This is a genomic window from Flavobacterium aquicola (assembly GCF_003385115.1).
GTDB classification, from domain to species: Bacteria; Bacteroidota; Bacteroidia; order Flavobacteriales; family Flavobacteriaceae; genus Flavobacterium; species Flavobacterium aquicola.
This window is the reverse complement of the sequence record NZ_QUNI01000012.1, coordinates 115,338-128,328: the sequence shown is the minus strand read 5'-3', so window position 1 is coordinate 128,328 and position 12,991 is coordinate 115,338. Positions and strand designations below refer to the sequence as shown.

The following is a 12,991-nucleotide window of genomic DNA, read 5'->3' as shown; positions in this document are numbered from 1 at the left end:
TTAGAATTACAGACCTTTATTTAAATCAATTTCGGTTTGAGGAATCGGATAAAAAGCAGCTTGTTCAGCAGTTATTCCTGCCGCTTCAGGTACAACTTGTGCCACTAAATTAAAACGGCGCAGATCATACAGACGATTCCCTTCAAATGCTAACTCCCAAGAGCGTTCCTTCAAAACGGCTGATCGGAAATCATTAGCATTTAATCCTGGTACTAAATTCCCTAAACCGGCTCTGTTTCTGATCTGATTTATTAGCGCATACGATTCGGCTGTTGGTCCTGCTGCCTCTGCATAAGTCAATGCTACTTCGCTGAAGCGAATTAAGAAAGGCTTTGTACTTGTTTTATCACCAATAAAATTTGGATCAATATATTTTCTCGTAAACGGATAAATAATTTTTCCAGGATATTGAGCCGAAATAACTCCTGATGCATTATAAGTAGTTGTCACCATTAATTCAGTTCGTCTTTTATCGGAACCGTCAAAAGTGTTATAAAAATCAGTTTTTGTTTGAAAAACACTCCATCCGTCATGAGATTTACTATATGTATTATCAGGGTTTTTAAGATAAATAGTTGCCCCGTCTATATATGGAATAAACAATTTTGATATTTTGGAATAATCTCCTTCGACCGCTCCTGTTCTATCCATAGAAAGCAAAAGAATATTTTCTTTACCCAATGGTTTCTCAACATCATAAATACTAACCAGATTATTTTCAAATCCGTAAACACTTTGCCCTGTTATTATATCATTTGCATTTTTTGCAGCTAACTGATACATTGTATTTACATCTTTGTTCATAGCAGTATAAAGCGGGACATTATGTTCCTTTGAAGAAGCAATGAAAAGATAAACTTTAGCCAGCAAAGCCTGAGCAGCAACTTTATCAGCACGGCCTAATGCTTGATTTACCTTTAATAATTCTACCGCTTTTTGAGCATCTGCTATAATAAAATCATACACCTCATCTAAATCCTTAGCCATAGGTGCTGAAGTCTGAGCCACCGTTTCTACAAGGGAAGTATGCATTGGAACTTTTCCGAAAGCTTTTACCAGATTAAAGTAATTCCAAGCTCTTAGAAAATAAGCTTCGCCAAGAAATTTGTCTTTCAAAGCCTGATCATAATCACCTGCTGGAACATTTTTTATTACAGCGTTCGCACGATTAATAGCAATGTATCCATACTTAAAATAATTAGAAAGCATACGGTTTGTACTAAAACTGGCTACATTCCATTTATCTAGATTTTGATTATCAGCCGCTTCATCTCCTTTTGGCCCGCACTCCTCAGTAGGAAGATCCCCTACAAAAAAAATGGCACGTGAATATTCAAGAAAAGTCAGGGCATCATAGGCATAATCTACAGCAGATTCAGCATCAGAAGCAGTTTTATAGAAATTATCCTCAGAATAGAATCCATAAGGATCTTCATTTAAGTCACAGGAAAATGCACTCATTAAAAGAGCCATTGTTAAAATTTTATATCTTGTTTTCATCCTAATTTTTTAAAAAGTTAAATCTAATCCAATGGTCCATTTACTCAATCTTGGGTATCCTCCCCAGTATATTCCATCTGTACCTACTTCAGGATCATATCCTTCAAAGCTTGTAAAAGTGTACACATTATTTGCATTAAGATATAGACGTAAACTCTGTATCACTGATTTTGCAGGTTTTAAAGTATAACCTACAGTGATATTTTGAATTCTTACAAAAGAACCATCCTCAATCCACCAGTCCGATAGTTTTAAAGTTCTTCCATCTCTCAAACTTGGATATTCATTAGTTGGATTATCTGGTGTCCATCGCAGCGGTGCATTGCTTGGCTGGTTGAACGCTTGAGTATTTAGAACATCTTGACCAAAAGCGCCATTGAAGAAAGCACTAAAATCCAACTGCTTGTATTTTAAACTTAAATTAAAACTAGCTGTGAAATCCGGATTAGGATTACCAATGATAGTCTGATCCTTGGTATCTATCACTCCATCTTTGTTAATATCAACATATTTAAACTCTCCTGCCTGTGCCAGATCACCATCTAAACCTGCATTAACTCCTTCTTGTAAATTTTGTACAATACCTTCAGTTTTGTATCCGTAGAAAACATTTATTGGCTGACCAACTGCCAAAATATTAGGGAATTGTCTAAATTGTTCTAAGCTGTTTCCTGAATATTCATATTGCATTCCTGTATTAGGATCAACATTTAAACCAGATTGTTCTACTGAACCTAAACTAACAACTTCATTATTGTTTTTAGAGTAAATCAATGAAGCACTAAGAGTCAGATCTTTATTTTTAATAATGTCGCCGTCAAGAGTAAGTTCAAAACCTTTATTAGTGATTTCACCGTCATTTACCCAAATTCTATCATAACCAGATGATACTGGTAGAATTCTTTCTCTCAATAAGTCTTTTGTGTTTTTGCTGTACAGATCAAAAATAAGATGCAGTCGGTTTTTAAGTATTCCAACATCAACTCCAAAATCTGATTGAGCAGTTGTTTCCCATTTCAAATCTGGATTTGGAATTCCTCCCCATAGTTTTTCAATACCATCTTGACCAGTTGTTCCAACCTGATATCCCGGTCCAATAGCAGAAACCCAGTTTCCATTATCATAATATTGGCTTACGCCGTAACGGCTCAATGTTTGATAAGGGCTGATTCCCTGATTACCAGATATCCCATAACTCATGCGGAATTTTAATTCGTCAAAAGTGTTTAAACTTTTAATAAATTCTTCATTGTGCGCTTTCCAGCTGACTGCTCCTGAAGGAAAATAAGCCCATTGATTATTCTTTCCAAATTTTGAAGACCCGTCTGCACGGCCAGTTAATGTCACTAAATATTTATCATCATATCCATAATTAACTCTAAATATTCCAGACACTAGCTTAGTTTCCGTTTTTCCATTCGACACTGTGTTTCTTTCTGGATTCCCAGCACTCATATTTTCATTCCCCAATGTTTCATTTACAAAATCGAAAGCACCAAGATTAGAATTTCTAGACATATATGTCTCATAGGTAAAACCGCCGGTCACTCCAAGGTCATGTTTTCCAAAAGTTTTATTATAGTTTGCAAAAGTTTCTGAGGCAAAATTCTCCCCTTCCCAGTTATTGATATAACCAGCACCATTATTAAAATCTCCAGTTTCAGTATAAATACTTGGATAAAACTGATCGTTTATCGAAGAACCTAATTTGTAATTTAATCTTGTTGTTAGTTTTAAAGAAGGTATTACCTGCCATTCCAAAGAACCAGATGTTATAAAATCAGTAGTTCTTGTCTCATTTTGGCGCTTTTCAGTAATTGCCACCGGATGGCTGTAATCATTATTGCCAATCATATAATAATTTCCATTCTCATCATATACTGGAAAAATAGGATTTCTCCAATATGCCAAGCCGTCATTTGCTTTTCTATTTCCTTTACTTAGAATATTTGAAAATCTTACTGTCAAATTATCAAACACATCATGTTTTACGCGTAAATTATAACCGCCTTTAGTATAATTATCGACTACATACACTCCTTGTTCCGAATAATAATTACCCGTCAGGCTAAAGCTGGTTTTATCGGTTCCGCTGTTTATACTTACCAAAGTATTATTAGACAAAGGACTGCTTCTAAAAGTAATATCATCCCACTTTGTAAAATAGGGCCATGCACCCGACTGCAGTTCATGAACTGACGGATAATAAACTCCATTTGAATTCTCGGCACCAATATAAAGAGGTGTCTGTCCTCCGTTGATTCGTCCTTCGTTGCTGAGCTGTGCCATAAGCACAGGATCTCTCCAGAGATTCAGCTCCGAATTGAATTCTGAAAATGAAGATTGCTGCTGCACCAAGATTTGAGTCTTCCCTTTCTTAGCAGACTTTGTAGTTACGATAATGACCCCATTTGCTCCTCTGGAACCATAAATCGCTGAGGCTGAAGCGTCCTTTAATACATCAACTTTATCAATATCTGCAACATTAATTTGTTTTAAATCACCTGCATCTCCCAGCGGAAATCCATCGACAACAACTAGAGGCGAATTCGAACCCCGCAGTGAGCTTCCTCCTCTAATTCGCACGGTTGATGCTGAACCTGGAACTTGTGAAGTAGTTATCTGCAGACCGGCAACCCTGCCCTGCAGCACCTGCTCAATAGAATTTGAAGGAATGTCCTGCAAAGCTTTTGTTTTTACTGTACTTACAGAACCTGTAAGGTCAGCTTTTTTTACAGATCCGTATCCTATTACGACAATCTCTTTTAAATTCTCATTAGAACTTTTCAATACTACATTAATTGTAGTTCTTCCAGCTGCAATAATTTTTTGAGCATCAAATCCAATAAAAGAAAATGATAATACTGCATCACCGTTTGCTTCTATTTTGTATTTACCATCAAAATCAGTGGTGACTGCTTTTGAAGATCCAATTACAGAAATGTTTGCACCAGGGATCATCAGTCCATTTTCATCAGACACTATACCTTGAATTGTATTCTGACTAAATGCTGTTAGCGATGTCATCAAGAGAACACAAAAAAGAATATTATTTTTCCATTTTTTTTTCATTTGTTCATAGGTTAAAGATTAGTTATTAGTTACGTGACAAATTAACTACTTCGTTTTCGTTACGGTTTTGTAAATACAATCGAATAATAATACTATTATGAATTATAAATAATACTTTCATCCAATAATATAGCCCTTATATGAATAAATTATTTTTTATTAGGGTAAAAAATGAGTATATTAGAAAAATAACACTTATTTTTGAGCAAGTTAACTATACATATAATGAAATATAATAATACTATTATGAACGAAAAACGTAATATCTTAAGAGAATTAGTACCTATTTCAGATGATGATTTCTTTATTGTATTAAATCACATTAATGCCAAATTTGATTTTCCACTACACTTTCATCCAGAAATTGAATTGAACTTAGTTTTGAATTCTTCAGGGAAAAGAATTATCGGAGACTCTGTTGTAGAATACACCGATTGTGATTTAGCCATCATAGGACCAAACACACCGCATTTATGGACAGGAATCAAAGACAACAATAATGCACATGTGGTTACGATACAATTTCATGAAAATCTATTTTCAGAAAAAACATTAAACAGAAAGCTCGCTATCCCAATCAGAGAATTACTGGAACGGTCTAAAAGGGGAATTGCTTTTTCTAAAGAGACAATTGAAGCGTTAAAACCCAAAATACTGCAGTTATCCGATTCGCAGGATTTTGATTCGTTATTAAATTTTTTATCCATTCTGCATGATTTAGCGATTGCCAAAAACACCAAAACTTTGGCATCACATTCCTATATTGATTATTACAGCTTTCCGGAAAGTCAAAGAATAGAAAAAGTAAATGACTTTATAAAAGAGAATCTGCAGAATAAGATACAGCTTAAAGAAGTTGCAGATTTAGTGAATATGTCAGAATCTGCATTTAGTCATTATTTTAAAAAATGTACTAACAGTTCGTTTTCGGATTACATTACTGATCTTCGTTTAGGACTGGCTGCCAGATTATTATTTGAATCGGAACAATCTATTAAAGAGATATGCTACGACAGCGGATTCAATAATATTTCAAATTTCAACAGAACTTTTAAACGAAAAATGGGATTTACCCCCAGTGAATTTAGGGATCAAAGCAAGCTGATTACAAAACACTAGACTGTTTTATTGAAACAAAAAAACCAGTCAAAAAATCTGACTGGTTACTATAATTTTATTTAAAAAACTTGTCAGCCTATTTTTATGCCGACACAGTTTGTATTTTTTAATTTATTCTTTCACACTAAGAGCAAGAAACAGCTGACAAACACAGCAAATCAATATGATACCAACAGCACCGATTTGGATTCCGCCCATTGCATCTGTCATTACACCCATCAAAAACGGAAAGAGTGCACCACCAGAAACCCCCATAATCATTAAGGCTGAAACCTCATTCGATTTAGACGGCAACTTTTTAAGTGCATAGGAAAATATAATGGAGAACATATTAGCACAAGCGAAACCTGCCAATGCAATGCCTGTGTATAACAATGACTGTGAATTTGCAGACATTAACAATGCTATCGCTAAAATTGCTGCTGCAGAACTTCCTATATAGAATTTTTTGGCCGACATTTTTGACAGAATGATTGCACCAAGAAATGCTCCCGCAGTTCGGAATATAAAGTACAGACTAGTAGCATAACCAGCATCTTCGAGAGCCATTCCTGCACGCTCCATCATTAATCTTGGGGCTGTAATATTTAATCCTACATCGATTCCTACCAAGGTTAGGATTCCAATAAAAAACAGAAATATAGTTTTATCGCCTAACAGTGCAAAGGATTCACCGAAGGTAGAAACGACAGCTACGGCTTCTTCCTTAGGAATATAAGTAACCCACAACCACAACGCTGATAATATCGTAACAACAGCAAATACAATAAATAATAGCTGCCAATTACCAAAAGTATTTGCGCAGAATGCAGCTATAACCGGACCAAGAAAGGATGCTATAGCTTTTACAAACTGACCAAGAGTGAGCGTACTTGTTAATTTTTCTCCAGTAATTATATTCGTAAGCAGCGGATTAAGCGACACCTGAATAATAGTATTACCTATTCCTAACAAAGCAAATGCTATTAAAACAACAGGCAGGCTATAGGCTATCATTGGAATCAACAGTGCAACCACTGTGATAAGCATACTAAGCAATACTGTTTTCTTACGTCCAATTTTATTCATCAGCATTCCTATTGGAATAGAGAATATTAGAAACCATAGGAATACAGCCATAGGCAAAAGATTTGCCACCGCATCTGAAAGCTGGAAATCTTTCTTCACGTAGTTGGTAGCAATACCTACCACATCTACGAATCCCATGATGAAAAATCCCAATAGAATGGGTAAAAGTTGAAAAACCGATTGTTTTTTTTGCATGCTTTTTTTGTTTAATTGATATTATTTAGCCTACTATCATTTTTATAAAACCAATTTTAGTTAGACCATTTTTGACTTGGCTTAGCATCCACAGCCATTTTTATAACACCTCCTTTTGTGATGTCCTTGAAATCTATTTTCAAATCCTTTATCTCTTTATTATTTAGAGACGCTTTCTGAAGATACACGTTCTCCTTAGAATTATTTACAACTTCGATTACAAAATCTTTTCGGTTTAATGATTTCGGTAATTTAATAGTTACTTTATCAAATAATGGGCTGCTTATCTGAAATGAAGGATTTATTTCTGTGAGACCCTTTACATCAAATAATCCTATAGAAGACATAACATACCATGCACCCAATTGACCTTGATCTTCGTCTTGTCCGTAACCATATCCATGAATTCCTTCTGTTCCATAGAATTCATCACAAATAGCGTGCACCCATTTTTGAGTAAGACAAGGCTTTCCAGAAAAATTAAACAGCCACGAAATATGTAAATTAGGCTGATTACCATGATTATAAAATCCTGACAACCCTGCAAAAGCATCAATTTTTGTTCCGCCTCCAAAGACATTTTTTTGAGATGCTTCAAAAATAGTTTCCAATCGATCATTAAAAGTGTCCTTGCCTAGAGTTTCTACTAACTCTTCTACATCGTGAGGTACATAGAAAGTATACTGCCAAGCATTTCCTTCCTGAAAACCTCTCCAAGGCTGTGATGGATCAAATTTGTCAATGAATTTTCCATCAGCATCCTTTGGACAAATAAATTTAACATCTGGATTGTACAATAATTTCCAGCCTTTTGACAGTTTTATCAGTTGCTCGTAATCTTCTGTTTTTCCGAGTGATTTAGCAAATTGAGCCACTGCAAAAGAACTGTATGAATATTCTAAAGTATGAGAGGCCGAAAATCCTGAACCATCGCTTATTGTATTGAAACCAATATTGTCAATGTGCGGTGAATAACCACGCTCCACAAATTGTTTCAAATCCATTTTACCAGCACCTTCAATTCTGTCTTTCCATGTAATTTCATTCTTCAATGATGCTTCATAAGCTAAGGCCACATCAAAATTTCGAATACCGCAATTATAAGCAGAAGCAATAGCTAATCCTGTGAAATTTGTCCCCACACCCGAAACATATTTACTGTTTGCAATACCATCACCCAACCAGCCGGCATCTTTATAAACAAGTAACTGGCCTTGTACCCAATCCGCATAATATTCTGGATATGCTAATGCCCATAATTGTGTCAGGTTCCAAAATCCTCCCCAAATAGCATCTGTATTATAACAGTTGTATTTTGAAGTACCGTCTGCGTTTTGAGGTATCTGTCCAACCCTTCCGTTATTCATAGGATAAGCGCCATTGACATCACTGGCTAGTCCTCTTCCTAAAAGTGCATGATACAGTCCTGTATAAAATTTGATCTTGTCTGTTTCATTTTTTCCTTCAACGGTTATTCTCCCTAAACTTTGATTCCACGTACTAAGAGCATTCTTTTTGGCAGTATTGAAATCAGTGTTTTTTGCTTCCGATTCAAGATTTAAACGGGCATTAGCAATTGAAGTATAAGACAATCCGATTTTTACTGTAATTGCCTCATTCTCTTTTGTATCAAAGGTAAGATACACTCCAGAACCAACACCGTTCATTTCTTTATTACCTGCTATTACTTCCAATTTTTTAAACACCCCATAATCTTTTGGCTTTTTGTCCAAAACAGCAGAGAAATACATAGCTACCTCAGCGCCTTCCTGATATTTTTTTACATATTCCGGATTTGTAATAACGTAACCTTCTATTCTGCCATCATCAGTAATAGTAACTTTGGCATCTTTTGCAGCACCGCTTTCACCTTGTCTGTTTCCAATGTCAAAAATAATATGAGACGCAGCCGATTTAGGAAAAGTGTAACGCTGAAAACCTACTCTTTTCGTAGCGGTAAGCTCTGCTTTTACATTATAATCTTTTAGTAAAACAGAGTAATACCCCGAAGTAGCATACTCATCTTTTCTATCAAATCTGGATCGATACCCTTCATCCGGATTTTCGAGACTTCCAGGTACAGTCTGCAGTTTCCCAACTGATGGAGCAAGTACAATTCCGCCGACCTGAAATTCATGTAAGCAGGCAAACCCCTCAATCGAGGTATCTCTGTCATCATATCCTGTGGCTTCCCAGCCATCCTTATTGCCGAGATGTGCATTGGTCGAAGGACCTAATTTGGCCAAACCAAAAGGAACTGCCGCCGGAGTATAAAAAAACCAGCGGCTATGTGCTGTTCCAATATTTGGATTGACATAATCTGATAATTTTTTTTGTCCTTTTTGACTATAAGCAGTCTGCGAAATACAGCTAATGCTTAAAAATAATATAGTTAAAACCCTTTTCATATGTTAATATTTTAAAATGATTTATTTTTTTAAGAGTGCAATCCGAGCGTACAGTTCAGCAATACAAGCTTCATCAAGTAACCATTTTGCAGTTTTAGATTCATCTGTTTCTGCATTCCAGTTATTAAAAAAAAGCCCTTTCTCATCACGGGCATGTACCCAGGCGTAATCAATGTTTTTTATAATCGCATCAATATATTTCGGATTCCTGTCAACTTCATACAAATCCTGATAACCCCGAAATAAAACTGTTGTAAACCATGGATTATCAAGAATTAAAGTGCGCCCGTCAGCTTGTTTTTTTCCAAAAAAAAGATACGCTCCTTCAGCTAATGATTGGGCTTCGTTAAGATATTCTTTATTTCCCGTAATTTTATATAAACTGACTACTGATTGCAGCATTGTACCTGTATTGTATGTCCAGGCTGTTTTTAAAACAGATCTGTCAGCTGTTTTCATGTCATTCCAGTAAATATTTTCGGATGCCCGTAAATGGGAATGCATCCAATTATAAAACTTTAATCCCCAGTCTAAATAATATTTATCATGCGTCTGCTCATAAATTTTTAAAGCTAATACAGCTGCTTTTCCATTGGAGCAGGCAGGCTTTTGATCATAAACCCCTTCAAGCCACGTAACTCCTCCTTCAAGATCGTTATTCCAGCCGCTTATAATGAATTCAAAAACTTCTTTAGCATCTTTTAGATACTTGGTATCTTTTGTATTTTCATATGCTTCAATATAATCAATACCAACTAATCCATTATCATCATAATAACGGTCTGATTTTTCAAACTGAGGCGGATAAGCTTGGTATCCGGCCGGTTTTCTAATAGTATCCTTATATAATTTTTGTGCTTCGATTAAATTTTTTAATGAAGCTTTGTATTTTTTCGGATCAATTTTATAGAGTACATTAATAGCAGATGTCATACCGCTAAAAGGCCATAGGAATGAAACCTCTTTTGTGTTTTTCTCGCCATCATTAAAATAATTTAATTTAACTGCATTAGCATTTGGATAATACTCTGAGAATAAATTATACTTTGGCAGGTAATATAAACCATATACTAAATCATAAAATGATTCAGCTCTGTTTTTATACATTAAATACGCTTCTTTTTGCTTGTTTTGACTGTTAATTTGGTTAAAACCAAAAAAACAGATTACAAGGGCAGCTATCATTTTTTTCATTACTCTTTTTCTCCTTTCAAAATAGCGATACGGCCGTAAATTTCAATCAGTGCTGCCTGCTGTAATAACCATTTGTCTCTTCCTGACTTAATTCCAGACCAGTCTTCGAAAAATAAACCGTAACTATTTCGAGCATTTTCCCAAGCATAATCTGCATTACTTATAAAAATGTTTACGTAATTCTGTGCTATTGGCGCATGTTTTAGAAGATCCAGATATCCTCTGAAAAGGCATACATTGAACCAAGAGTCATGATCTGGAAAAAACACCTGATTGTTTACTCTTCGTGTAAAAACAGTAAAAGATGATGCTGCGATGGTTTTAGCTTCGGCAAGATAAGCTTCGTCCTTTGTGATTTCATACAGTAAAACATTATTACTAATCATAGCACCGGCATTATAGGTCCATTTGGTCTTATTTATATAATTATCTCTTATTCTGATGTCATTCCAAAAAAGATTGTCTACTGGATCTTTCATCGTAGTTGTCAGCCATTGATAAATTCTCTTGGCAAATTTTAAATATTCTTCATCCTTTGTAATTTGATACAATTTTAGCAGATAGGTGGTTGTGAATGCACTTGCACAAACCGCTTTATTACAATTGTCGCTTTCAGGTTTATTTCTGTACTGTTCCACCCAGTACATTCCGCCGCCAGCTATGTTGTTTTCACCAGTTATGCTAAATTCCGCTATTTTCTTGGCACGATCTAAAGACGCTTGATTTTTTGTAATTTCATAATCTTCAATTAAATCAAGGGCAACAATAGCGTTGTCATCATAAAAACGATCTTCTAAACCATACTGAACGGGATAAGCCGGATAAGCACTAGGCAATCGCTGCGTATCATAATATTTTTCCAGAGCAAGAAAAGGTTCATTAAGTTTTTGATCTTTATATCCAATTGCTTTTAATTGATTTACACCGGATAAAAGCCCATCGAGTGACCACAGATAGGAGGATTCTCTGTCGCCTGTCTGTTTGGGAAAATTTTCTAAATACAGACCAGTACTGTTGATTTTATAATTCTGCTGAATTAAATCAAAAGTCTGCTTAGCTTTTTCTTTATAACTAATAGTGACTACAGGTACAGGAGGATCAGTATGAGTCATTTCATCATCGGTATTTTCCGAACAGGAAAAGACTGTAAAACAAAGAAACAAAACACTTAATTTTTGAATATTTTTCATTGTTGAAGGTATTAAAAACAGGCTGTCATCTTGAGAAAGACAGCCTGTTTGCATTTATTAATCAATTATGTTTACGGAGTGTTTGTAAGCTCCGGCAGGAGACATGTCAATTACTACATTGGCATGTTTGTTCTCAGAACCTTTAGGTAATTTATACATGCCCGTCCAGTCTTGATTTTGTCCCGCACTTGGAATATCTGCTAAATTATAGACATTATAATAAGTATCTGGCTGACTGCCATCAGGCTGTGTATTGAAAGCCACTAGTCCTGCTAGATTTGATGCATTCATCTGATCATTATGATAACTTCCCCAAATTTCTCTGCCTTCATTTGTATCAATCCAAAAACGATAACGCTCTTCTGGATATCCCCAATCGTGATAATATGGGAAAGCAATGTTTTTAACTTCAAACTTATGGTTTCCAATATAAGTCAGATCGCCTAGATTGTATTGCCAAGTCCGCATCATTTGGATCGCTTTAATTTCTGTAGTTCTAATAGTAAGCAAATTAAAATCAATAACGATTCTATAGGCTTTCCCAGTACCTGTCATTTCAATTCCTGATTCATTATCAGCTTCAACCAATTTATTATTACTGCCAAGTATGTAGTAAATTTTATTTGCAGCTGTTGAGTTGCAAAGTTTTATCTGGCCATCAGATAACGATGCAAAAATTTCAAAAACGCCGTCTTCTATTTTTTTGGTCTGCATTGCATTCTCAAGATTTTTAGCCTCAAATCCAGATCCATAAATAAATAATTCATTTGGAATCTCACCTATTCCGGCAGGCCGCTTTAATCTTAAAGTTCGGATTTCCTTTGTTTCTTTTCTTTCTCCGCCTTGAGAAGCAATTACCTTCCATTTAACAGTACCTTCAGAATCGACAGCTATATTGGCTAGTTTTGCTAGCGCAATTAATTGTTTTGGAGTTAATGACAGCCAAGTGTCGCCGCCACCGCCATTTGAAACAGTTTTAAATATAGGGTTAGTAAAATCACCATTTTCTTTATCAAAAACAACTTCATATATTACAACTCCTCCATAATAAGAATTAGATTTTGTCCATTCGAATTTTGTTGTAGTTCCGTTTTCTAAATCGATTGCTACCAGTTCATTTACCGCCGGCATAATCAATGATTCTGACGCATCAAAACCAGTCTTCAGTTCATATGTTTCAGTACAGCTACCCAATAGAAGTAGGATGACTAATAGGCTTAGCAGCCTGCTAATTTTATTTTTCAT

8 protein-coding genes are annotated in these 12,991 nt (G+C 35.3%); 1 reads left to right on the top strand and 7 read right to left on the bottom strand.

Annotated features, from left to right (window positions below; all coding sequences use genetic code 11):
* Positions 1–6: 6 nt before the first annotated feature.
* Complete coding sequence (locus C8P67_RS17610) at positions 7–1,500, bottom strand: RagB/SusD family nutrient uptake outer membrane protein (protein WP_115814499.1); 1,494 nt, start codon at positions 1,498–1,500, stop codon at positions 7–9.
* 9 nt (positions 1,501–1,509) lie between these two features.
* The gene (locus C8P67_RS17605; RefSeq protein ID WP_115814498.1) at positions 1,510–4,572 is read right to left on the bottom strand and encodes a SusC/RagA family TonB-linked outer membrane protein; all 3,063 of its coding nucleotides are present in this window, start codon (positions 4,570–4,572) and stop codon (positions 1,510–1,512) included.
* A gap of 225 nt (positions 4,573–4,797) precedes the next feature.
* On the opposite strand from C8P67_RS17605, the gene C8P67_RS17600 reads away from it, so the two are divergent.
* The gene (locus C8P67_RS17600) at positions 4,798–5,691 is read left to right on the top strand and encodes an AraC family transcriptional regulator (protein ID WP_245980492.1); all 894 of its coding nucleotides are present in this window, start codon (positions 4,798–4,800) and stop codon (positions 5,689–5,691) included.
* Positions 5,692–5,802: 111 nt separating this feature from the next.
* Here C8P67_RS17600 and C8P67_RS17595 read toward each other — a convergent pair whose 3' ends face one another.
* Genes C8P67_RS17595 through C8P67_RS17575 form a run of 5 tightly spaced genes read right to left on the bottom strand, consistent with a single transcriptional unit; the run spans position 5,803 to position 12,991 of the window.
* A complete protein-coding gene (locus C8P67_RS17595) occupies positions 5,803–6,954 on the bottom strand; it encodes an MFS transporter (protein WP_115814497.1) in 1,152 nt (383 codons plus the stop codon).
* A 56-nt stretch (positions 6,955–7,010) separates the two neighbouring features.
* Entirely contained in the window at positions 7,011–9,362 is a 2,352-nt protein-coding gene (locus C8P67_RS17590) for a GH92 family glycosyl hydrolase (protein ID WP_115814496.1), read from the bottom strand.
* Between the two features lie 21 nt (positions 9,363–9,383).
* Positions 9,384–10,556: a glycoside hydrolase family 76 protein gene (locus tag C8P67_RS17585; RefSeq protein WP_115814495.1), complete on the bottom strand. Its 1,173-nt coding sequence runs from the start codon at positions 10,554–10,556 to the stop codon at positions 9,384–9,386.
* Positions 10,556–11,746, bottom strand: a complete 1,191-nt coding sequence (locus C8P67_RS17580) for a glycoside hydrolase family 76 protein (RefSeq protein ID WP_170141484.1) — start codon at positions 11,744–11,746, stop codon at positions 10,556–10,558. Before C8P67_RS17580 ends, C8P67_RS17585 begins: the two co-directional genes overlap by 1 nt.
* A 57-nt stretch (positions 11,747–11,803) precedes the next feature.
* Positions 11,804–12,991: a SusE domain-containing protein gene (locus C8P67_RS17575; RefSeq protein WP_115814493.1), complete on the bottom strand. Its 1,188-nt coding sequence runs from the start codon at positions 12,989–12,991 to the stop codon at positions 11,804–11,806.